Origin of the sequence: Streptomyces sp. NPDC006872 (assembly GCF_040635845.1) — a bacterium.
Classification (GTDB): domain Bacteria; phylum Actinomycetota; class Actinomycetes; order Streptomycetales; family Streptomycetaceae; genus Streptomyces.
Genome location: NZ_JBEYIL010000006.1, coordinates 491,999 through 514,414, shown reverse-complemented (window position 1 = coordinate 514,414; position 22,416 = coordinate 491,999). Strand labels below are relative to the sequence as shown.

Below are 22,416 nucleotides of genomic sequence, written 5' to 3'. Positions count from 1 at the left end.
CCAACATCATCGATTGCGGTCGGCCCCTCGGGCAACTCTCGACCGCCGAGTCCCCGGACAAGTCTTCACCTGGGCGGACGTCCGGCCGGCGGGCCTGTGGACAACCCGTTGCCCGGGGAATCCATGTCGTATCGTCCTAGGAGGTGTCCCGTCGGCCACCACGAGCCGCGCCGACGGAGACCGACAGGAAGGGGCACCCGTGACGCAGCAGATCCCGTCGACCGAGCCCGAGCTGGCAGGCGTGCGCAACTTCCGGGACGTGGGCGGTCTGCCGACCGTCGACGGCCGGCGCGTGCGACACGGCGTGCTGTTCCGCAGCGGCCACCTCGCGCACGCGACCGACGAGGACGCCGCGTTCCTCTCCGACCTGGGCCTGCACACGATCTTCGACTTCCGCAACGCCGCGGACCAGAAGCTGGAGGGCCCGGACGTCGAGCTGCCGGGCGTGCGCAATGTGAACCTGCCGCTGTCGGACCCGGCGGACGGCTCCGAGTTCTGGAAGATGGTCCGGGACGGCCACCTCGACCAGCTGCGCGAGATCCTCGGCGACGGCAAGGCCGCGGGCCGGATGATCGCCTCCTACCGCCGTATCGTCCAGGACCGCACGGCCGAGCACGCGCGCGTGCTGCACTCGCTCGCCGAGGACAGCGTCCCGGCCCTGATGCACTGCGCGGCGGGCAAGGACCGCGCGGGTCTGTCCATCGCGGTGACACTGCTCGCCCTGGGCGTGGAGCGCGAGGCGATCGTCGCCGACTACCTGGAGTCCAACGCCAAGCACCGCCGCTACAAGGTGCGGCGCAGCTCCGGCTCGGACGAGGCCTACTCCCCCGAGGTCATGGAACTGCTCAGCCCCCTCTTCGACGCCCGCGCGGAGTACCTCACGGCGGCGTTCGAGACCATGGAGGAGACCTGGGGCAGTGTCGACGCCTACCTGGAGCAGGGCCTCGGGCTCGCCCCCGAGACCCGCGAGCGGCTGCGGGAGCGACTGCTCGACTGAGCCGGCCCGCCGGCCGACCGACCTGTCGGTCTACTGGTCGGCCTACTGGTTGGCACCCGCCTCGAACAGCAGCCAGAGGAACGCCGCGAAGGCGTGTCCGACCGCGATGTAGATGATCAGCCGGATCCAGATGCCGCGCGGGATCTTCTCCTCGAGGTTGCTCATGACGTCACTCCGTCCTAGAGGGGTCGGGCCCCAGGCACAGCGTGGCCGTGGGGCTCTGCAGCAGGGTGTGCACGAAGAGGAGCTCGACCCCGTCGGCGTCCTGCGCGGCGAGGCGGTGCGGGGTCAGCGAGTCGAAGTGCGCGCTGTCCCCGGGCTCCAGCAGGTCGGTGGTGTCGCCGAGGCGCAGCCGCAGCCGCCCGCGCAGGACGTGCAGCCACTCCTCCCCGGGATGCACGCGCACGATGTCGCCCTGGGAGCCGTACGGGACGTGGACGCGCAGGGCCTGCATCCCGCGCCCGGAGGCGCCGGCCTGCCAGTACGTCCAGCCGCCCGCGTGGGTCGGCTCCATGTCGGCGGCGCGCACGATTGCGTCCCGGTCGGCGACCGTCTCGCCGAGCAGCTCCGAGACGGTCGTACCGTAGATACGGGCGAGCGCGAGCAGCATCGGCAGCGAGGGCTGCCGCTGCCCGGTCTCCAGCCGGGAGAGGTGGGCGGGCGACAGCCCGGCGACGGCGGCCGCGGCCTCCAGGGTGAGGGCGGCCCGGCGGCGCAGGGCGCGCAACTGGGGGGCGACGACGGGAAGAGCCTCGACCGGCGGGGCCTGCTGGGCCTGCGGGGTCGAGGGCTCGGTCCCGGACTCGGACGAGCTCATGCCCCCATTCCACGCCCGACTTGCCTCTGGGGCAAATTTCTTGCCCCAGAGGCAAAAAACCCGGGCCGGGCCGAGGACCGGCGGATTCAGCGGTTGGCGACCGCCTGCTTGACCAGCGTCTTGCTGAAGTCCCACATCAGGCCGCCGCCGCTGTGCGCGTCGTCCATCACGGCCGTGAAGGCGTCGACGAACCGGTCCACCTCCCGCTCGCCGATGATCAGCGGCGGGATCAGCTTGATCACCTCCAGGTGGTCGCCGGAGACCTGGGTGAGGATCCGGTGCCGTTGCAGCAGCGGGACGACCACCATCTGCGCGAACAGTCCCTTGCGCGCCGCCTGAAGCATGGTCCAGCGGCTGCGCAGCTTCAGCGACCCGGGCCTGCCGAACTCGATGCCGATCATCAGGCCCCGGCCGCGGACGTCGGCCAGCAGCTCGTACTTGTCGATCAGGGCGGCGAGCCGGGACTTGAGCAGTTCGCCGGTGGCGCGGGCGTTCGCGACGATCTGCTCGTTCTCCATGACGGACAGCACGGCGAGCCCCGCCGCCATGGCCTGGGCGTTGGAGCCGAAGCTCGCCGAGTGCACCAGCACCCGGTCCATCGACGAGTAGACCTTCTTGAAGATCCAGTCCTTGCCGAGGGTGGCCCCGACCGGCACATAACCGCCGGACAGCGCCTTGGCCACGCACACCAGGTCCGGTTCGACGCCGTCCTCGTGCTGGTAGGCGTAGAAGTCACCGGTGCGGCCGAGCCCGGTCTGGACCTCGTCGACGACGAGCAGCGCCTTGTGCCGGTGCAGCAGTTCCTGCGCGGCCCGCAGATAGCCGGGCGGCGCCTCCAGCACTCCCTTGCCCTGGATCGGCTCGACGATCAGGGCGGCGACGTCCCCCTTCTTCAACTCCCGGGCCAGGGCGTCGAGATCGCCGAGGGGGACGGCCGTGTCGGGCAGCAGGGGCGCGAATCCGTCCCGGAAGCCGGACTCGCCGTTGACCGACAGCGAGCCCGTGGTGAGCCCGTGGAAGGCGTGGTCGCAGTACAGGACCCTCGGTCTGCCGGTGGCGTACCGGGCGAACTTCAGCGCGGTCTCCACGGCCTCGGTGCCGCTGTTGCCGAAGAACACCCGGTCGAGGTGCGGGCTGTGCGCGAGCAGCTTCTCGGCCAGCAGCCCGGGCAGCGGCTGGCAGTCGAAGCGGGTGAGGTCGGCGAGAGAGGCGTCGAGGACGTCGTGCAGCGCCTTGCGGACCACGGGGTGGTGGCGGCCCAGGCCCATCACCCCGAACCCGGCGAGCATGTCCAGGTAGTCGTCGCCGTCCGCGTCCCAGAAGTAGGCGCCCTCGCCGCGTTCGTAGACCTTGTCGAAGCCGATGGTGTGCAGCATGCGCGGCAGTTGGTGGTTCAGGTACCTGCCGTGCAGTTCGTAGCGCTCGGCTCCGCGCTCGGCGAGGAGGGCGCCGAGGTCGAACTCCGTGGTCATTCCGCTTTCTCCTTGACGTCCTTGACGGCCAGGCTCGCGCCGATCCGGCCGGCGATCTCGACGGGCGTGAGACCGATGTCGGCGAGCACCTCGGCGCGCTTGGCGTGCGCGAGGAACTGCTCCGGGATCCCGAACCGCCGTACGGGCACGTCGACTTCGGCGTCGCCCAGGGCCAGCGCGACCGCCGATCCGACGCCGGCGGCACGGCTGTTGTCCTCGACCACGGCCACCAGGGTGTGCTCGGCGGCGAGGCCGGGCAGGGCAGGGTCGACGGGTTTGACCCACCGGGGGTCGACCACCGTGCAGCCGACGCCCCGGGCGGCCAGCAGCTCGGCGGCCTGCAGACACACCGGCGCCATCACGCCGACGGCCACCAGGAGCACGTCCGCCCGCTCTCCCCGGTGCAGCACGTCCATGCCGCCGACCCGGCCGACGGCCGGCACCTCCGGTCCGACCGACTCCTTCGGGAAGCGGACCAGGGTCGGCGCGTCGTCCACCGCGACCGCCTCCCGCAGTTGGGCGCGCAGCTGCTCGGCGTCGCGTGGGGCGGCGATCCTGAGCCCCGGCACGACCTGGAGGACGGACATGTCCCACATGCCGTTGTGGGACGCGCCGTCGACGCCGGTGACCCCGGCCCGGTCCAGCACGAACGTGACCCCGCAGCGGTGCAGGGCCACGTCCATCAGCAGCTGGTCGAAGGCGCGGTTGAGGAACGTGGCGTAGACGGCGACGACCGGGTGCAGGCCGCCGGTCGCCAGTCCCGCCGCGCTGACGGCCGCGTGCTGCTCGGCTATGCCGACGTCCCACACGCGGTCCGGGAAGCGTTCGGCGAACCCTGCGAGCCCCACCGGGTGCAGCATCGCCGCGGTGATCGCCACGACGTCGTCGCGTTCCTCGCCGATCGCCACGATCTCGTCGCCGAAGACGGACGTCCAGGACGGTCCGCCGGCCGGGGTGAGCGGCGCGCAGGTGAGGGGGTCCATCGCGCCGACGGTGTGGAAGTGGTCCTCCTCGTGCGCGAGAGCGGGCTCGTAGCCGCGCCCCTTCTCGGTCAGGCAGTGCACCAGCACCGGCCCGTGGAAGCGCTTGGCCCGGCGCAGCGCGGACTCCACGGCCTTGACGTCGTGTCCGTCGATCGGACCGACGTACTTCAGGCCGAGGTCCTCGAACATGCCCTGCGGGGCGAACGCGTCCTTGAAGCCCTTCTTCGCCCCGTGCAGGGATTCGTACACGGTGTGACCGACGACCGGGGTGCGCAGCAGTACGTCCTTCCCCCAGGCCAGCACCTTCTCGTAGCCGTCGGTCGTGCGCAGGGTGGCCAGGTGGTTGGCGAGCCCGCCGATGGTCGGCGCGTAGGAGCGCTCGTTGTCGTTGACGACGATGATCAGCGGCCGGTCCTTGGCGGCCGCGATGTTGTTCAGCGCCTCCCAGGCCATGCCGCCGGTCAGCGCGCCGTCGCCGATGACGGCGACCACATGGCCCTTCTCGCCCAGCACCTGGCGGGCCTTGGCGAGGCCGTCGGCCCAGCCGAGCGCGGTGGAGGCGTGGCTGTTCTCGATGACGTCGTGCTCGGACTCCTCGCGGGAGGGGTAGCCGGACAGGCCGCCCTTGCCGCGCAGCTTGGAGAAGTCCTGACGTCCCGTCAGAAGCTTGTGCACATAGCTCTGGTGGCCGGTGTCCCACAGGATGCGGTCGACGGGCGACTCGAAGACCCGGTGGAGGGCGATGCTCAGTTCCACCACGCCCAGGTTGGGCCCCAGATGCCCGCCGGTCCTGGCGACCGCGTGCACCAGGAACTCCCTTATCTCTTCGGACAGTTCGCCGAGCTCCGGCTCGGACAGCGCCTTCAGGTCGCGTGGTTGCCGGATGTTCTCCAGGATCGTCACGTCGGGCCCCCTTAGGTCCGTGCTGTTCAACTCACGGTGACGGCCGGCTCCCCCGCCGCGACGCCGTCCTGCTCCATCTGCTCGGCGATCTTCATCGCCTCCTCGACCAGGGTCTCCACGATCTTCGACTCCGGGACGGTCTTGACGACCTCGCCCTTCACGAAGATCTGCCCCTTGCCGTTGCCGGAGGCGACCCCCAGATCCGCCTCGCGCGCCTCGCCGGGGCCGTTGACCACACACCCCATGACGGCGACCCGCAACGGGACCTCCATGCCTTCCAGGCCGGCCGTGACCTCGTCGGCCAGCTTGTAGACGTCCACCTGGGCCCGCCCGCACGACGGACAGGAGACGATCTCCAGCCGCCGTTCCTTGAGGTTCAGGGACTGCAGGATCTGGATGCCGACCTTGACCTCCTCGGCCGGCGGTGCGGACAGCGACACCCGGATCGTGTCCCCGATGCCCTGCGAGAGCAGCGCGCCGAAGGCCACCGCCGACTTGATCGTGCCCTGGAACGCGGGGCCGGCCTCCGTGACGCCCAGGTGCAGCGGGTAGTCGCACTGGGCGGCGAGCTGTCGGTAGGCCTCGATCATCACGACCGGGTCGTTGTGCTTGACGGAGATCTTGATGTCGCGAAAGCCGTGCTCCTCGAAGAGCGACGCCTCCCACAGCGCGCTCTCCACCAGGGCTTCCGGCGTCGCCCTGCCGTACTTCTGCAGCAGCCGCCGGTCCAGCGAGCCCGCGTTCACCCCGATCCGGATCGGGGTGCCGCGGTCCTTCGCGGCACGGGCGATCTCCCGCACCTTGTCGTCGAACTGCTTGATGTTGCCCGGATTCACGCGGACGGCCGCGCAGCCCGCCTCGATCGCCGCGAACACGTACTTGGGCTGGAAGTGGATGTCGGCGATCACCGGGATCTGCGACTTGCGGGCGATGGTCGCGAGGGCGTCCGCGTCGTCCTGGGTGGGACAGGCGACGCGGACGATCTGGCAGCCGGCGGCGGTGAGTTCCGCGATCTGCTGCAGGGTGGCGCCGATGTCCGACGTACGCGTCGTCGTCATCGACTGCACCGACACCGGGGCCCCGCCCCCGACCGCCACCCGACCGACCTGGATGCGCCGCGACTCACGTCGCGACGCCACCGGCCGCAGCGGCATCCCGGGGACGCCCAGGGAGACTGCGGTCACGGCCGTCACTCCCGGTTTCCGTTGACGGTCTCCCGCAGGGCCCGCAGGGACTCCTTGAGGGAGCCCATGGTGGCGAGGACGGCGGTGGGCTCGTAGCCGCAGTGCGCCATGCAGTTGGCGCAGCGCGGGTCCTTGCCGCGGCCGTACTTGTCCCAGTCGGTCTCCTCGATCAGCTCCCGGTACGTCGGCACGTACCCGTCGCTCATCAGGTAGCAGGGCCGCTGCCAGCCGAAGAGCGAGTAGTTCGGGATCGCCCACGCGGTGCACGGGAAGTCGACCTTGCCCTCCAGGAAGTCCAGGAAGAGCGGGGAGTGGTTGAGCCGCCACTTGCTGCGGTTGCCGCCCGCGAAGGCCTTCTTGAACAGCTCGCGGGTCTGCTCCACGCCCAGGAAGTGCTCCTGGTCGGGCGCCTTCTCGTAGGCGTAGGCGGGCGAGATCATCATCTCGTCGACCTTGAGGTCGTCGTTGAGGAAGTTGAGCACCTCGATGATGGTCTGCGGGGTGTCGGTGTTGAAGAAGGTCGAGTTGGTGGTCACCCGGAAGCCGCGCTGCTTGGCCTCCTTGATCGCCGCCACGGCCTCGTCGAACACGCCCTCCTTGGCCACCGACTCGTCGTGCCGCTCGCGCAGCCCGTCGATGTGCACGGCGAAGGCGAAGTAGGGGGACGGCGTGAACTTCTCCATCTTCTTGCGCAGCAGCATGGCGTTGGTGCAGAGGAAGACGTACTTCCTCTTCGCCACCAGCTGCCGGACGATCTCGTCGATCTGAGGGTGCATCAGGGGCTCACCGCCCGCGATGGACACCATCGGCGCACCGGACTCCAGCACCGCGCCCACGGCCTGGGCGACCGGCATGCGCTGCTTGAGCACCCCGGCCGGGTGCTGGATCTTGCCGCAGCCCTCGCACTTGAGGTTGCAGGCGAAGAGGGGTTCCAGCTCGACGATGAGCGGGAACTTGTCCCTCTTGCGGAGCTTCTGTTCGGCCAGGTATGTAGCGACCTTGATGGACTGGCGCAGCGGCATGGCCATGTGGCTCACCTCCGGGGGAGCAGAACATTACGGTGCCATTCGAAAAAAGCAGGTAGGACGGAACGAAGAACACGGAAAGCCGATATTCCACCGCGCACCGTGCCGATCCGGACGAGTTCATGTTCTGGAGCGTCCACGACCACCCGGACGGCCGCAACCGGGCGCAGTTCGGTGCGCACGGCGCTCAGGAGCGTGGCCGCCGACTCCATGTCGACCGCGATCGCGCCGGTCGCGAGCAGGTCCGCCCGCTCGGCGCCGCGCACGACGTGGTCGGAGCCGGTGAGGGGCCCGGTGTGGACGGTCCGTCCGGGCAGGGTGCGCACGAGCTCCTTGACGAGCAGTTCGGTGCCGACGCAGGGGACACTGCCGCGCGGGTCGCGGGTCTCCTCGGCGACGACCAGGTCGCCGGGGTGCATACCGGGGGCGAGCCCGGCGCAGAACCCGGTGGCCAGCACGGCCGCGCCGGCCAGCACCGGGTCGGTCAGGACTGCGGTGACGGAGCGCTCCGCCGCCCTCGGTCCCATGCCCGTCCGCAGGACGGTGACCGGCCCGTCCGCCCCGCTCCGGTCGCCCATGCGCAGGGCGAGCTGCTCGATGCCGAGCGCGCAGGCGATCAGCAGCGGGGCCGGGACGGGCTGTGTGCTCATCAGCTCCCCTTGGCCTCGGCGGACGCCGCGTGCGATGCGAGCTTCTTGCTGAACGGCTCCCCGTGCACGTACCGGCCGAGCGCGGTCAGCGGGAAGACCTGCCGGTAGAGGTGGTAGTTGATCGAGAAGTCCCACGGGAAGCCGGTGCCGGTGAAGTAGGGCTCGTCCCAGGAGCCGTCCTCCCGCTGGGTCTGCGCCAGCCATGCGATGCCCCGCTCGACGGTCTTGGAGTCCTGCTCCCCGGCCGCCAGCAGCGCCATGAGCGCCCATGCCGTCTGGGATGCCGTCGAGGCGCCGCGGGCGCTGAAGCGGGCGCCGTCCTGGTAGGAGCGCAGGTCCTCGCCCCAGCCGCCGTCGTCGTTCTGCACCCGCTCCAGCCAGCCGACCGCCGCCCTGATCGCGGGGTGCCGGGCGGGCAGGCCGGCCGCGACGAGGGCCGGCACCACCGAGCCGGTGCCGTAGACGTAGTTGACGCCCCAGCGCCCGAACCACGAGCCGTCCGGCTCCTGTTCGGCCAGCAGCCACTCGATGCCGCGCCGGGTGCGCGGGTCGTGCGAGAGCCCCTCGACGGCCAGCATCTCCACCACATGGGCCGTCACGTCGGCGGACGGCGGGTCGATGACCTCGCCGAAGTCGCAGAACGGCAGCCGGTTGGGGAACGGGCTGGTGTTGTCGACGTCGAAGGCGCCCCACGCGCCGTTCCTGGACTGCATCCCGAGGTTCCAGCGCACCCCGCGCGCGATGGCCCGCTCCATCCGCTCCGGATCGTGGTGCTCGACCCGGCGCAGGGCGAGCACCACCTCGGCGGTGTCGTCGATGTCGGGGTAGTTGTCGTTGTGGAACTCGAACGCCCAGCCGCCGGGCGGCAGTCCGGGCCGGCGCACCGACCAGTCGCCGGGGCGCACCACCTGCTCACCGAGCATCCAGTCGGCGGCCTTGACCAGTTGCGGATGGTCGGCGGGGAGCCCTGCGTCGGCGAGCGCGATGGTCGCCAGGCAGGTGTCCCACACCGGCGACTGGCAGGCCTCGATCATCCGGGCGCCGTCCTCGCGCCATACGGCGTACCGGTCGAGGGACTCCAGCCCGGCCCGCATGACCGGGTGCTGAAGGTCGTAACCGAGCAGATGCAGGGCGATCACCGAGTACACGGCGGGCGGCTGGATCCCGCCCCAGCAGCCGTCGTTCTCCTGGCGCTCGATGATCCAGCGGGCGGCGGAGTTCAGGGCCGCCCTGCGCAGCCGGCGCACCGCGACCGAACGGTAGCCGCGCACCACCTTGTCGAGCCGCTGGAAGAGCCCGTCCCAACTGTTCACCGGCGCAAGGGGCTTGGGCGGATTGGGGTTCGCGGGGTCGGTGTGCAGCTCGTCGAGCGGGAACGGCGCCGGGCGCACCGGGCGCTTCGCCGACACGACGGTGAGCGGCACGATCGTCTGGCGCGCCCAGCAGCCGAAGTTGTAGATGCTGAGCGGGAACCACCTGGGGAAGTACAGAAGTTCCGGGGGAAGTTCGGGCAGGTCCTCCCACTTCCACCAGCCGAACAGGGCCAGCCAGATCCGGGTGAAGACCCGGGCGCCGGCGATGCCTCCCTGGTCGCGGATCCAGGCGGCGGCCTTGTGCATATGGGGTGCGTCGGGGGAGTCGCCGTCCAGGCGGAGGGCGACATACGCCTCGATGGTGGCGGAGAGGTCGGGCGGGCCGCCGTAGAAGGTGGCCCAGGTGCCGTCCTCGCGCTGCTCGCCGCGGACGAAGAGGGCGGTGGCCCGGGTGGTCGCCTCGTCCCGGATGCCCAGGAACTGGCGGAGCAGCAGGTCCTCGGCGTCCATGGTGACGTTCGTCTCGAGGTCGCCCTTCCACCAGCCCTCGGCGTCCTGTCGGGCGAGGAGGAAGTCGGTGGCGCGTTGCATGGCGCGGGCGGCGGCTTCTTGTACCCCGACCGCCACGGGGATGGTGATGTCGGTTTCGCTGGCCGCGGCAGCGCGGGGCGGCAGTGCCCCGGTGCTTCCGTCGGTCGTCGCTGTCATGGCTTCCCCTTCGTGCAGTGTGCATGTCGTTGCGTCTGCTGTGGGTCCGCCGTCGGCCGGTGCTGTCTCTCCTCGCACACCGGCCGGCGACTACGCGAGGGCTATTCGACCGATAGTGATCATCTCTTTCGTACGACGACGAAGTCGGCGAGCGCCGTGAACCGGTCCCGCACCTGCTCGGGCATGTCGACGGCGTTCAGGGCGTCGATGGCGACGGTGTGCTGACGGCGTGCCTCCTCGGCGGTCCACTCACGGCCGCCCGCCTCCTCGATCAGCGCGGCGCGGGCCGCGAACTCCTCCTCGGAGAAGGTCTCGAAGTCGCTGCTCTTGGCGTCCGCGGCGAGCATCTCGCCGAGCCGCTCGGAGGCGGAGCCGCCCGCCGCGAGCGCGGCCACCACGGGCAGGGACTTCTTGCGCTGGCGCAGGTCGCTCCAGGTCTGCTTGCCGGTGGCGACCGGGTCGCCCCAGATGCCGAGGAGGTCGTCGACGGCCTGGAAGGCCAGGCCGAGGTGGTAGCCGTACTTCTCCAGCGTGTCGGCGGTGCGCTCGTCCGCGCCGCCGAGCACGGCGCCGATGGAGCTGGCGCAGGCCAGCAGGGCGCCGGTCTTGTTGCCCTCCATCTCCAGGCACTCCTCGACGCTCACGCGGTCGCGGTGCTCGTAGGAGATGTCCTGGGCCTGGCCGTCGATCAGGGCGCGGGTGGCCGTGGTCAGACGCCGGGTCGCGCGGCCCGCCTCCACCGTGCCGAGTTCGAGGAGGATCTCGTTGGCGAGGGCGAACAGGGCGTCGCCGACCAGGATGGCCTGGGCGGGGCCGTGCACCTTCCAGACGGTGTCGCGGTGCCGGCGCTGCTCGTCGCCGTCCATCAGGTCGTCGTGCAGGAGCGAGAAGTTGTGCACCAGTTCCACGGCGACCGCGCCGGGGATGCCGACCTCGGGAGCGGCCCCGGTGACCTCGGCGGAGAGCACGGCGAGCGCCGGGCGCACCGCCTTGCCGCCGTCGCCGTCGGTCGGCTTGCCCTGGGCGTCGATCCAGCCGAAGTGGTAGGCGGCGACCGTGTCCATGGGCGACGCCAGACGGTCGATCGCCGCCCGCAGCACCGGTGTGGCCAGGGTGCGGCCGCGCTCCAGGAGCGCGGTCACGTCCACCGCCGTCCTCCGAGCGGCCGGCATGGCCGGGGGCACAGTGGGCACAGTTTCTCCTCTTGTTGCGGTACCGGAGGGGGTGCGGGGGTGTGCCGAGCCGTGCTGATCGAGCATCACGCCGCCTCCTCGAATGCGAAGAGTCGGCTGGGTCGGGGCCGGCCGAGGGCGCTCAGCGCGGCGTCGGCCGCACTCACGCCGCTGCGGACCGCACTCTCCATGGTCGCGGGCCACCCTGTGGCGGTCCACGCTCCGGCCAGGTACAGGCCGGGGGCTTTGGTGCGGGCGCCGGGCCGCAGAAGCCCGACGCCGGGGGCGGGGGCGAACGTCGCCGTGCGCTCCCGGGTCACGAAGAAGTCCCTCACCTCGGCGCCGCGCGTGCCCGGCAGCAGCTTCTCCAGCTCGGGCAGGTAGCGCTCGCGCAGTTCGGCGACGGGAGTGTCGATCTCGTCCTGTGCGGCGGACTGGGACAGCGCGAGGTACTGGCCGGTGCGCAGCCCGGAGGCGTGGGTGCGGTCGAAGACCCACTGCACGGGGGTGCCGAGGGCCGCGAAGAAGGGCTTGTCGAGCACCTTGCGGTCGTAGACGACATGGACGTTGAGGATGGGCGCGACGCCGATCTCCAGCAGTCGCCGCGCATCGTCCAGCGCCCCGTCGGGGAGCAGGTCGTAGGCCTCGCGCTGGGGCACGGCGAGCACGACCGTGTCGGCGCGCAGCGTCTCGCCGGGAACCTGAACGCTCCAAGTCCCGTTCTCGTCAGTAGAGATGGAGGTGACGCGTGAACGGACCTCGGTGCGCACGCCCGCGGAGTCGAGCGCCTTGCGGGCGAGCCGGTCGTGCAGTTCACCCAGCGGGACATGCGCCCAGCCGATGTCGGCGGCGCCCGGGTCGGACAGCAGACCGGTCTTGAACACCATCGCGGCGAGAGCGAGCGAGGAGTCGCCCGCGACCGCGTTGAGGGTGGCGACCCCGACCAGGTCCCACAGTGCCTCCACGGCGCGTGCGGACTGGCCGTGCGCGGTCAGCCAGCTGCCGAAGTCGGTTGCGTCCAGGGCCGGATCGGCGAGGTCGAGCCCTTTGAGCGCGAGCGCGGCCCGGCCCACTCTGGCGCGTTCGGCGAGGGAGAGATGCGGATACGCGGCGAGACTGCGCCCCAGATGCAGGGGCACGGGCAGCGCGTCGCGCCGCAGTCTGCCCAGCCGCCGTCCCTCGGGCTTGGCGAGGTCGACGACGGGCACGTCGAGCCGGTTCTGCAACGGCGCCAGCGCGGCGCCCTCGATCCGGTCGAGGAACCAGCGGTAGGCGGTGCAGCAACGCAGATACACGTGCTGTCCGTTGTCGACGGTCAGTTCGCCGCGCTGGAAGGAGAAGGCCAGGCCGCCCAGCCGGGGCCGGCCTTCGAGCAGCGTCACGCGTACGCCCGCGTCCGCGAGCGCGAGCGCGGCGGTCACACCGGCGAGCCCGCCCCCGACGACGACCGCGCTACGTCCTGCGGGACCGGACGCCCCCTCGGTGTCCGCGAGCTGCTCGTCGTTCATCGTGCACCCTCCCGTGCGGGCCGGCCATGGTGCTTGAACTCTGCACCGCAGGCCGTCGCAGTCAGGGACGCCGCGCCGCACCGGAGGGTTGCGCGCCGCTTTTCGCCGGTGGAATCGCCTTGGCCCACTGTGTCGCCCGCCGCGTCCATCAGGTGTGCCTCCTGACGGTCCGCCGTGACACATGCCGGGCGTCCAGCCCCGACAGGCCGCGCACGGCGACGTAGGCCTTCTCCCGGCCGGGCAGCGAGACCCGGCCGCGCAGCACCGCCTCGGGGTCGCGCTCGATGCGGTCGAGGAGACGGCGGTAGATGCCGGCCATGGCGGCGACACAGGCGCCGCTGCGCCGGTCGAGCATGGGAAGCAGCCGGTAGCCCTCGGCGAACAGGGTGCGGGCCCGGCGCACCTCGAAGTGGACGAGGCCCGCGAAGTCGGAGCCCTCCGGCGGCTTCGGTCCGTCGAACCCGGCCGAGCAGCCGAACTTGGCGAGGTCGTCGGCGGGCAGATAGGTCCGGCCGCCCGCCGCGTCCTCACGGACGTCTCTGAGGATGTTCGTGAGCTGGAGTGCGAGCCCGAGCGTGTCGGCGTACTCCGGCGCGCGCTCTACGCCGCGCGCCCCCGGCTCGGTGCCGAACACCCCGAGCGAGAGCCGCCCGATGGCGCCCGCCACACAGCGGCAGTACACCTTCAGGTCGTCCCAGGTCTCGTAGGTCTCGCCGCGCACGTCCATCAGCACGCCGTCGATCAGCTCGTCCAGCCCGCCCAGCGGGACCGGGAAGACCCGGGCCGTGTGCGCGAGGGCGACCGCGACGGGGTCGGTGTCGTCCTCCTCGACCTCGCCCGCGCGCAGCCGGGTGAGCAGCGCGCGGGTGTCCTCGAGTCTGGCGATCTTGACGTCGTCGTCCAGCGCGCCGTCGCCGATGTCGTCGACGCGGCGCGAGAGCGCGTACAGGGCCGACATCGCACGGCGCTTGGGCGTGGGCAGCAGTCTGATGCCGTACGCGAAGTTACGGGCCTGCTGTCCGGTGACGGCCTCGCAGTAGCCATAGGCGGCGAGTACCGGTGCGGACACGTGCGGTGACGACTCCACGGTCCGGATCACCCCTCTCCTCGCAGGGTCACGCCCACCTCGCGCAGCAACTTCAGCTTGCCGGGCTTGGGCGGGCCGGGAAGTACGTCGTATTCGGCGGCGGCGATCGCGTGGATCGCCGCCCGTCCCCCCGCCACGAACCCTGCGAGCAGCAGCCTCAGCCTGCCGTGGACGCTACCCACCAGGGGGGCACCTTCATTCAGGAGATCGCGGGCGCGTTGCGCTTCGTACGCGACCAGTGCGCGCACCGATGCGCCCGCGGTTCCCGTGGCGAGATCGGCTTCCTGGACGTGGAAGCGCTTCATGTCCGCGGCGGGCAGATAGACGCGGTCCTGACCGAGGTCCTCGGTCACGTCCTGCAGGTGTTCGACGATCTGCAGTGCGGTGCAGATCGCGTCGGAGAGCCGGATCCGCTCGGGGGTCGAGGTGCCGGTCACGGCGAGGACGAGGCGGCCGACGGGGTTGGCCGACAGTTCGCAGTAGGCGAGCAGGTCGTCGTAGGTCTCGTAGCGGGTGACGAGCTGGTCCTGCCGGTTGGCGGCGATCAGGCCGAGGAAGGGCTCGGGGGTGAGCGAGTGCCGGCGCACGGTCGGCTGGAGGCGACGCAGCAGAGGGTGGCGGGGGGTTCCGTCGAACACGCCGAAGACCCGGTGCAGATCGGCCTCGAAGGCGTCCAGCAGGACCAGTCGGTCCTCGGCCTCGGCGGCCGACACGCCGAGCAGCCGGGCGTCGGCGCCGCCCGGGGCCAGGTCGCCGTCGCCGATGTCGTCGACGAGCCGGGCGAAGCCGTAGACGGCCATCAGGTCGTCGCGCCAGGCCCTGGGCAGGAAGAACGGGGCCACGGGGAAGTTCTCGTGCGCGGCCTTGTCGAGCGTGCCGCGTTCGGGATCGCCGGTGCGTGGCGCGGCCGGCGCCGTCATCGTCGGCCGCCCGGGGCGGGGACGGCGCGGCCTGCGTCGAGCTGGGGAGTTTCCGTAGCCATTGCCGTCACATCTCCCGTTCTACACTGCGGACCTAATACGCACTATTTCGGACACGCCGCCCGGCCGCCCGCGCGGCGGCCCGGACCATGGGTGTCGCGCATTATCGCCCCACTTGATGCATTTGGGGACCGGTCCAGCTTACGTTGTACAACGGAGTGCGGTTCGCGGGGGTGTCCTGCACATCACAACAACACACCGATTGGCGTCAAGATTCCTAAGGCGCCGCGGAGTTGACGCTTCCTTTGCAGACGCAGGGCCTCGCCGGACAGTTCCGGCGAGGCCCTGGCCCGCATCACACCGCCTGCCCCGACTGTCCTACTTGGCGGAGAACTTCTCGTACTCCCTGAGGACCTCTTCGGTCGGTCCGTCCAGGCGCAGTTCGCCGCGTTCCAGCCAGAGCACGCGGTCGCAGGTGTCCCTGATCGACTGGTTGCTGTGGCTGACCAGGAACACCGTGCCGGCCTGCTCGCGCAGCGCCCGCACCCGCGCCTCGGAGCGCCTGCGGAACTTCGCGTCGCCGGTGGCCAGGGCCTCGTCGATCATCAGCACATCGTGGTCCTTCGCCGCGGCGATGGAGAAGCGCAGCCGGGCCTGCATGCCGGAGGAGTAGGTGCGCATCGGCAGGGTGATGAAGTCGCCCTTCTCGTTGATGCCGGAGAAGTCGACGATCTCCTGGTAGCGCTCCTTGATCTGCTCGCGGGACATGCCCATCGCCAGACCGCCGAGGGTCACGTTGCGTTCGCCCGTGAGGTCGTTCATCAGGGCCGCGTTGACGCCGAGGAGGGAGGGCTGGCCGTCGGTGTAGACCTTGCCCTTCTCCGGCGGCAGCAGACCGGCGATGGCGCGCAGCAGCGTGGACTTGCCGGAGCCGTTGGAGCCGATCAGGCCGATGGCCTCGCCGCGGTGGGCGACGAAGGAGACGCCCCGCACCGCGTGCACCTTGCGCACCCCGCGCTGCTCGTCGTCGGAGCCGCGCCTGACGATCCGGCTGAGGGCGGCGGTCGCGCTGCCCTTGCCGGTCTTGGCGGCGTTGACGCGGTAGACGATGTGGACCTCGTCGGCGATGACGGTCGGGACGTGCTGTCCCGACCGTTGCCCCGCGAGCGGCTCAGCCACGGCCGTACCTCTCCTCGGCCTTCCAGAAGTACACGAAGCCGCCGATGGCCACCAGCGCCGCCCAGCCGCCCGCGACCGCCCAGACATGGGCGGGGAGGTTCTCGGCGCCGTACTCCTCTATGAGCGCGAAGCGCATCAGGTCCATGTAGATGGCGGCCGGGTTCCACTGCAGGATGTTCGCCACCCACTGCGGCTTGTCCGCGAGGAAGACGGGGATGGAGAACATCACGCCGGACGCGTACATCCACGTCCGCATCACGAACGGCATCAGCTGCGCCAGGTCCGGGGTCTTCGCGCCGGCCCGGGCGAAGACCAGCGCCAGGCCGGTGTTGAAGCAGAACTGCAGGGCCAGCACCGGGACGATCAACGCCCAGGACGCGTCCGGGTAGCTGCCCATGCCGATCACCACGAGGAACAGCACGAGCATCGAGTACAGCAACTGTTGGAGCTGCTGCAGCGCGAAGGAGATCGGCAGCGAGGCGCGCGGGAAGTGCAGGGCGCGAACCAGGCCCAGGTTGCCGGAGATCGCGCGGACGCCGCTCATCACCGAGGTCTGCGTGAAGGTGAACACGAAGACGCCCGTGACCAGGAAGGGGATGTACACCTCCTTGGACATCCCCCTGCTGGCGTCGAGGAGCACACCGAAGATCATGAAGTACACGAAGGCGTTCAGCAGCGGCGTGGCCACCTGCCACAGCTGGCCGAGCTTCGCCTGGCTGTACTGGGCGGCCAGCTTCGCCTGGGAGAACGCCAGGATGAAGTGACGGCGCCCCCAGAGCTGGCGGACGTACTCGCGCAGCGGAGGCCGGGCGCCGCTGACGGCCAGCCCGTACTTGGCGGCCAGTTGCGCCGCCGTGAGGCCCTCGTCGGGCGACGGAGGCGCACTCACCACGACTCCGACGTCATGCGTTGTCTCACTCACAAGTAGGAAACTTTCGTCTTCGGGATGCGCAGCCTTGACGAGGCTGGCATGAGCCGGGGAGCCCGCGGTACGACCCGGGGGCCCTCAGGGACGAGCTTGTCAGATCACCGGCGGCCGGCCCAGCCGGGTCAGCCGCCATACCGTACGCCACTTGATGGGCCTGCGCGGCCCGCACGGGGTGCTCCAGCCTTCCCGGAAACCGCCCAACCACGCCTTCAGCGCGGCCCCCGAGGGGCGGCGCGCCAGCGTGAGCAGCAGCCAGACCCCGAGGTAGAGCGGGATCAGCGGAGCGGGAAGGTTTCGGCGGGCCAGCCAGACGCGGTTGCGGGCGACCATGCGGTGGTACACCGCATGCCGCGACGGCGCGGTCGTCGGGTGGTACAGCACCATGTCGGACCGGTAGTCGATCATCCAGCCCGCGTCGAGAGCACGCCATGCCAGATCGGTCTCCTCATGAGCGTAGAAGAACTCGTCCGGAAGTCCGCCGACTTCTGCGAAGACCTTCGTACGGACGGCGTTGGCGCCGCCGAGGAAGGTGGTGACCCGGGAGGAGCGCATCGGGTCCGCTGCGCGCAGCCGGGGTACATGGCGGCGCTGGGTGACGCCGGTGTCCGGGTCGGCGATCCGGAAGCTGACGATGCCCAGCTTCGGATCGGCGTCGAAGGCCCGCCGGCACAGCTCGGCCGTGTCGTGCTGGGCGAGCAGCCCGTCGTCGTCGAGGAACAGCAGGACGTCGACGTCGCGGCCGCTGGGGCCGAAGGCGTCGATGCCCACGTTGCGGCCGCCGGGGATGCCGAGGTTCTCGGGCAGTTCGACCGTCCTGACGCCCTCGGGGACGTCCGGGACGGGCGAGCCGTTGCCGACCACGACGACCTCGACCTGGTCGCCGTCCTGCCCCGCGACCGAGTCGAGCAGGGCGCGCAGTTCGTCGGGGCGGTTGCCCATGGTGATGATCACCGCCCCGACCTTCATGCCGCTCACTTCAGCCTGCTCGAAGCCAGGATCGACACCAGGTGCAGCAGGGTCTGCAGCAGCGCGATGCCGGCCAGTACGGCGACGCCGAGCCGGGAGAAGAACAGGTCGCCGCGGGCCTGGTCCACGATCGCCAGGACCAGGATCAGCAGGGACGCCTCGATGCCGAGGATCAGCCGGTGGAACTTGAAGGCGGCGGCGGCCCGGCGGGCCAGCGCCATGCCGGAGGAGCGCATCTCGGAGGCGGCCTCCTGGACCGGGGCCTTGCCGGTCTGGTGGCGGGCGACGCCCACCAGGTCGGTCTCGGCCTTGATCAGGATCGCGCCGAGCGCGGCCAGCGTGCCGAGGAAGGCCCACAGCCAGTCGATCCGGCCGCTGCCCCACAGGTCGGCGGCGCGCAGTCCGAAGCCGACCAGCACGGCCGCGTCGGTCAGATAGGCGCCGACCCGGTCCAGGTAGACGCCGGCCAGCGAGTACTGCTTCTTCCAGCGGGCGATCTCGCCGTCCACGCAGTCCAGCAGCAGGTACATCTGGACGCACAGCACGCCGAGCACCGCGCCCGTGATCCCCGGCACCAGCAGGGCCGGGGCCGCCAGCACGCCGAAGACGGTCATCAGATACGTGAGCTGGTTGGGCGTGACCCTGGTGGTCACCAGGTAGCGGTCGACCCGCAGGGACACCTCACGCATGTAGAGGCGTCCCATCCAGTGCTCACCGCTGCGCCGGTCCTTCACCCCCGGGGGGTGTACGACCGGTCTGAGTTCAGCTACCGATGGCCTTGACATAGTCGGCGTAGATGTCCTTGATCTGTTCGGTCTTGAGGTCGAGGTGTTCGAGGATCGTGTAGCGGCCGGGCCGGGTCTCGGGGGCGAACTCCACGACGCGGACGAACTCGTCCACCGTGAAGCCGATCTCCTCCGGCAGGACCGGCAGTCCGTGCCGGCGCAGCACCTGGGCCATGTAGGCCGACTCCTCGACGGCGCCGCGCAGGTACATCGCGAAGGCCGCGCCGAGTCCGCACTGCTCTCCGTGGGCGGCCGCCCGCTTGGGGAAGAGCAGGTCGAAGGCGTGGTTGATCTCGTGGCAGGCGCCGGAGGACGGGCGGGAGTCGCCCGACACCGACATGGCGATGCCGCTGAGCACCAGCGCCTCGGCCAGCACCTGGAGGAAGTCGGTGTCCCCGATGCCGCCGGGGTGCCTGAGGACCGCCTCGCCGGCCTGGCGGGCGATCGCGGCGGCGAGGCCGTCGATCTTCTCGCCCTTGACCCGGTTGGCGAGCTCCCAGTCCGCGATGGCCGAGATGTTCGACACCGCGTCGCCGATGCCGGCCCGTACGAAGCGGACCGGGGCCTCGCGGATGACGTCCAGGTCGATCACGACGGCGATCGGGTTCGGGACGCCGTAGGAGCCGCGACCCGCGTCGTTGTCGAGGGTGGCGACCGGCGAGCACAGGCCGTCGTGCGCGAGGTTCGTGGGGACGGCGACCAGGGACAGGCCGACGCGTGCCGCGGCGAACTTCGCGCAGTCGATGATCTTGCCGCCGCCGAGGCCGACGACCGCGTCGTAGTGGCCGGCCCTTATGTCGCCGGCCAGTCGCACGGCGTCGTCGAGGGTGCCGCCGCCGACCTCGTACCAGGTGGCTCCGGGCAGGGCGGGGGTGAGGCGCTCGCGCAGCCGGGCGCCCGAGCCGCCGCTGACGGCGATCGCGAGCTTGCCGGAGTGCGAGATGCGCTCGTCGGCGAGGACCCCGACCAGGTCGTCGAGGGCACCCGGGCGGATGTCCACGACGACCGGTGAGGGGATCAGCCGGGTCAGTACTGGCACGCGATCTCCCGTCCACGGGCGAGGTCGTCGTGGTTGTCGATCTCCACCCACTTGACGTCGCCGATAGGCGCCACGTCGATGCGGAAGCCCCGGTCGACCAACTCCTGGTACCCGTGCTCGTAGAACTGTTGCGGGTCGGTCTCCCACACGGTCTTCAGCGCGTCGGCCAGTTCGAGGGCCGCGTCGCCCTCGATGAGGGTGACGCCGATGTACTCGCCGGTGGCCTCGGCCGGGTCCATCAGCTTGGTGATCTTCGTCATGCCCCACTCGGGGTCGACGACGACCTTCATCTCCTCGTCGGCGAGCGACTTCACGGTGTCGAGGGCGAGGATGATCCTCTTGCCGTCGCCGCGGGCGGCGAGCAGCGTCCGCTCGACGGAGACCGGGTGCACGGTGTCGCCGTTGGCGAGGATCACGCCGTCCTTCAGGGCGTCACGGCCGCACCACAGGGAGTAGGCGTTGTTCCACTCCTCGGCCTTGTCGTTGTCGATGAGGGTGAGCTTGAGGCCGTACTTCGCCTCCAGCGCCGCCTGCCGCTCGTACACGGCCTCCTTGCGGTACCCGACGATGATCCCGACCTCGGTCAGGCCGATCTCGGCGAAGTTGGCGAGGGTGAGGTCGAGAACCGTGGGTTCGCCCTCTATGCCCGCGGGCCCCACCGGCACCAGTGCCTTGGGCAGGCTGTCGGTGTAGGGGCGCAGACGCCGTCCGGCGCCGGCCGCCAGCACGAGGCCGATCATGCGGGTTCTCCTTCATCGTGTACGGCTGGGGCCCCTGCGGAGACCCAGAAGCGGGTGCTCTCGACGAGCACCACGAGCGCGACGGCCACGGCGAGCACCGTGAGGGCGACGGCGAACTGCTCGCCGGTCAGCACCCGCACCAGAACGGCGACCAGCAGCGTCCGTCCGTCGTGCCCCCCGATCACGCGCACCAGCCAGGCCGGCGGCGCTCCGGCGTTGCCGCGGATGCGGTACACCGTGTCGTAGTGATGGTAGGCGACGGCGGACACGAGTCCGAAAGCTGCCGGAAGCGCTCCGTTCACATCGCTTTGCGCGGCCAGGATCAGCACGGTGCCGTACTCGGCGGCCCGGAAGACCGGGGGGACCAGCCAGTCGAGGCTGCCCTTGAGGGGGCGGGACACGGCGTCGGCGGACAGCAGCACGTAGACCGCGGCGCCGATGACGACCGACAGGCTCGGCCCGTCGATCCAGGCCGCGAGCAGCAGCAGGACGGCGCCGACGAGGGCGAAGGCGGGGGCCGGGACGCGGTGTCTGTTCGGCAGGGCGCGGGCGAGGAACTCGGCGGCCGGGCCGCTGTCGGCGAGGTCCGCGAGCGCCTTCGCCGCCCGGTCGGTCCGGCTGGCCTTGCGGGTCAGCGAGCGCAGCACGCGCCCGGCCGTGGTGTAGACGGCCGCGAAGGAGCAGCCGATCAGCAGCGCGTAGAAGGTGATGCGGGGGGTGGTGGCCGCGGTCAGGACGGCGATCATGGCCCATCGTTCGCCGATGGGCAGGACTATCATCCGCCGCACCCAGACCGTCCAGCCGACGCTGTCGAGCTTGTCGGAGAGGGCGGCGGTGGGGCTGGTGTTGGCGGTGGCGTCGTGGTTGGCCTCGTTGAAGGAGAAGTCCACGACGTGCCGGCAGGTCTGCAGGACCATGGCGCCCAGGGCGAGGGCCCACACGTCGTCGCCGCCGCGGGCCGCTCCGAGCGCGAGGCCGGCGTAGTAGGCGTACTCCTTGGCCCGGTCGAAGGTGGCGTCGAGCCAGGCGCCGAGCGTGGAGTACTGCAGCGAGTAGCGGGCCAGCTGGCCGTCGGTGCAGTCCAGCACGAAGGACGCTATGAGCAGGACGCCGGCCGCGACGAAGCCGCCCCGGGTGCCGGTGGCCGCGCAGGCCGCCGCGATCAGCGCGGTGATCAGCGAGGCGGTGGTGACCTGGTTCGGGGTGAAGCCGCGGCGGGCGCACCAGCGGGCGATGTAGCGGGAGTACGGGCTGATGCAGTAGGTGGTGAAGAAGCCGTCGCGGGCCTTCACGGCCGACTTCAGGCGGACGGCCTCGTCGTCGACGGCGGCGACGGCCTGCCGTGCCTCGTTGCGGGCCTGCGGGTCGGCGGGGACCTCCGCGACCAGGCTGCCCAGCTCGGGGTGGTGCACATCGGCGCCGTCGGCGTCCAGGGCGGTGATCACGCGGTCGGCGAGGCTGTCGACGTCCGCCACGCTCGACGTCGCTCGCGTGGGGGCGCCTCCCTGTGCGGGGGCGCCGCTCGCGGAGTTCTCCCGGGCCAGTGCGCGGGTCAGGGCCTGGCGGCCGGCCGGCTGCGCGGTCACGGCGCCCGGGATCGCGGCGAGCGGGAAGCGCGGGTCGGTGAGGCCGAGGCGCAGCGCGTGCTCGTGGCCCACGAAGCGGGCGTCCACGACGGCGACGCGCCGGTCACCGGGGACGGCGGCGAGAAGGGTCTCGGCCTCGGCGGCGTCGGAGGCGGTCCGGATCTCGAAGCCGAGGGACCGCAGATCGCCCTCGATCGACGATCCGGGGACCGGCGAGCCGGTGAGGATGGCGGTCGACAACCGAACTCACTCCCTGGGTCCGGCGCGTCAAACGCCGGTCATGTACACGGTGGGGGCGCCCCTTGGCCGCACCGGCGACTTCACCGGTGACTGCTCCAGGCGGGCGGCATTCGGCAGAGGCTATCGGATGCCGGGAAGCCCGTGTTCACCGCCCGTTCAGGCACGATCGACCCGGCCTCGCAGCGCGGCTTGAACTCCGTTTGAACCGCCCTTT

General features: G+C 71.0%; 21 protein-coding genes. 1 reads left to right on the top strand and 20 read right to left on the bottom strand.

Translation table 11 applies throughout. The features are described from left to right. The first annotated feature begins 199 nt into the window (after nucleotides 1–199). Nucleotides 200–997: a tyrosine-protein phosphatase gene (locus ABZ725_RS21055; RefSeq protein ID WP_358804100.1), complete on the top strand. Its 798-nt coding sequence runs from the start codon at nucleotides 200–202 to the stop codon at nucleotides 995–997. Nucleotides 998–1,039: 42 nt separating this feature from the next. Here the strand turns inward: ABZ725_RS21055 and ABZ725_RS21050 are convergent, their stop codons facing one another. The 20 genes from ABZ725_RS21050 to ABZ725_RS20955 form a co-directional block, all read right to left on the bottom strand. Then, nucleotides 1,040–1,162: a DUF6126 family protein gene (locus ABZ725_RS21050; protein ID WP_358804099.1), complete on the bottom strand. Its 123-nt coding sequence runs from the start codon at nucleotides 1,160–1,162 to the stop codon at nucleotides 1,040–1,042. Between the two features lie 4 nt (nucleotides 1,163–1,166). Then, nucleotides 1,167–1,814 carry an XRE family transcriptional regulator gene (locus tag ABZ725_RS21045; RefSeq protein WP_358804098.1) on the bottom strand — a complete coding sequence of 216 codons (648 nt, stop codon included), beginning with the start codon at nucleotides 1,812–1,814 and terminating at the stop codon, nucleotides 1,167–1,169. Between the two features lie 86 nt (nucleotides 1,815–1,900). Beyond that, complete coding sequence (locus ABZ725_RS21040) at nucleotides 1,901–3,286, bottom strand: aspartate aminotransferase family protein (RefSeq protein WP_358804097.1); 1,386 nt, start codon at nucleotides 3,284–3,286, stop codon at nucleotides 1,901–1,903. Continuing rightward, nucleotides 3,283–5,172, bottom strand: a complete 1,890-nt coding sequence (dxs, locus tag ABZ725_RS21035; protein WP_358804096.1) for a 1-deoxy-D-xylulose-5-phosphate synthase — start codon at nucleotides 5,170–5,172, stop codon at nucleotides 3,283–3,285. The genes ABZ725_RS21040 and dxs overlap by 4 nt, the downstream gene beginning before the upstream one ends. 26 nt (nucleotides 5,173–5,198) lie before the next feature. Next, complete coding sequence (ispG, locus tag ABZ725_RS21030) at nucleotides 5,199–6,356, bottom strand: flavodoxin-dependent (E)-4-hydroxy-3-methylbut-2-enyl-diphosphate synthase (protein WP_358804095.1); 1,158 nt, start codon at nucleotides 6,354–6,356, stop codon at nucleotides 5,199–5,201. Nucleotides 6,357–6,361: 5 nt separating this feature from the next. Further along, on the bottom strand, nucleotides 6,362–7,384 hold the full coding sequence (hpnH, locus tag ABZ725_RS21025) for an adenosyl-hopene transferase HpnH (protein WP_358804094.1): 1,023 nt from the start codon (nucleotides 7,382–7,384) through the stop codon (nucleotides 6,362–6,364). 5 nt (nucleotides 7,385–7,389) lie between these two features. After that, complete coding sequence (locus tag ABZ725_RS21020) at nucleotides 7,390–8,031, bottom strand: 1-hydroxy-2-methyl-2-butenyl 4-diphosphate reductase (protein ID WP_358804093.1); 642 nt, start codon at nucleotides 8,029–8,031, stop codon at nucleotides 7,390–7,392. After that, nucleotides 8,031–10,052: a squalene--hopene cyclase gene (shc, locus tag ABZ725_RS21015; RefSeq protein WP_358804092.1), complete on the bottom strand. Its 2,022-nt coding sequence runs from the start codon at nucleotides 10,050–10,052 to the stop codon at nucleotides 8,031–8,033. Before shc ends, ABZ725_RS21020 begins: the two co-directional genes overlap by 1 nt. Nucleotides 10,053–10,171: 119 nt before the next feature. After that, entirely contained in the window at nucleotides 10,172–11,236 is a 1,065-nt protein-coding gene (locus ABZ725_RS21010) for a polyprenyl synthetase family protein (RefSeq protein WP_358804164.1), read from the bottom strand. Nucleotides 11,237–11,310: 74 nt separating this feature from the next. Beyond that, nucleotides 11,311–12,732 (bottom strand): hydroxysqualene dehydroxylase HpnE, encoded by a 1,422-nt coding sequence (gene hpnE, locus ABZ725_RS21005; RefSeq protein ID WP_358804091.1) that lies wholly within the window; start codon nucleotides 12,730–12,732, stop codon nucleotides 11,311–11,313. Further along, a complete protein-coding gene (locus tag ABZ725_RS21000) occupies nucleotides 12,729–12,881 on the bottom strand; it encodes a DUF6380 family protein (RefSeq protein WP_351919646.1) in 153 nt (50 codons plus the stop codon). Before ABZ725_RS21000 ends, hpnE begins: the two co-directional genes overlap by 4 nt. Further along, the gene (hpnD, locus tag ABZ725_RS20995; RefSeq protein WP_358804090.1) at nucleotides 12,881–13,831 is read right to left on the bottom strand and encodes a presqualene diphosphate synthase HpnD; all 951 of its coding nucleotides are present in this window, start codon (nucleotides 13,829–13,831) and stop codon (nucleotides 12,881–12,883) included. Before hpnD ends, ABZ725_RS21000 begins: the two co-directional genes overlap by 1 nt. Continuing rightward, entirely contained in the window at nucleotides 13,828–14,739 is a 912-nt protein-coding gene (hpnC, locus tag ABZ725_RS20990) for a squalene synthase HpnC (protein ID WP_351919649.1), read from the bottom strand. Before hpnC ends, hpnD begins: the two co-directional genes overlap by 4 nt. A gap of 378 nt (nucleotides 14,740–15,117) precedes the next feature. Next, on the bottom strand, nucleotides 15,118–15,918 hold the full coding sequence (locus tag ABZ725_RS20985) for an ABC transporter ATP-binding protein (protein ID WP_358804089.1): 801 nt from the start codon (nucleotides 15,916–15,918) through the stop codon (nucleotides 15,118–15,120). Then, nucleotides 15,911–16,840: an ABC transporter permease gene (locus tag ABZ725_RS20980; protein WP_351919651.1), complete on the bottom strand. Its 930-nt coding sequence runs from the start codon at nucleotides 16,838–16,840 to the stop codon at nucleotides 15,911–15,913. The genes ABZ725_RS20985 and ABZ725_RS20980 overlap by 8 nt, the downstream gene beginning before the upstream one ends. 99 nt (nucleotides 16,841–16,939) lie before the next feature. Continuing rightward, entirely contained in the window at nucleotides 16,940–17,812 is an 873-nt protein-coding gene (locus ABZ725_RS20975; protein WP_358804163.1) for a glycosyltransferase, read from the bottom strand. 5 nt (nucleotides 17,813–17,817) lie between these two features. Further along, nucleotides 17,818–18,597, bottom strand: coding sequence for a CDP-alcohol phosphatidyltransferase family protein (locus ABZ725_RS20970; protein ID WP_358804088.1), 780 nt, complete (start codon nucleotides 18,595–18,597; stop codon nucleotides 17,818–17,820). Continuing rightward, nucleotides 18,575–19,636, bottom strand: coding sequence for an iron-containing alcohol dehydrogenase family protein (locus tag ABZ725_RS20965; protein ID WP_358804087.1), 1,062 nt, complete (start codon nucleotides 19,634–19,636; stop codon nucleotides 18,575–18,577). Before ABZ725_RS20965 ends, ABZ725_RS20970 begins: the two co-directional genes overlap by 23 nt. Continuing rightward, nucleotides 19,624–20,376 carry a phosphocholine cytidylyltransferase family protein gene (locus ABZ725_RS20960; protein ID WP_358804086.1) on the bottom strand — a complete coding sequence of 251 codons (753 nt, stop codon included), beginning with the start codon at nucleotides 20,374–20,376 and terminating at the stop codon, nucleotides 19,624–19,626. The genes ABZ725_RS20965 and ABZ725_RS20960 overlap by 13 nt, the downstream gene beginning before the upstream one ends. Next, the gene (locus ABZ725_RS20955; protein WP_358804085.1) at nucleotides 20,373–22,202 is read right to left on the bottom strand and encodes a DUF5941 domain-containing protein; all 1,830 of its coding nucleotides are present in this window, start codon (nucleotides 22,200–22,202) and stop codon (nucleotides 20,373–20,375) included. The genes ABZ725_RS20960 and ABZ725_RS20955 overlap by 4 nt, the downstream gene beginning before the upstream one ends. Between the last annotated feature and the right edge of the window lie 214 nt (nucleotides 22,203–22,416).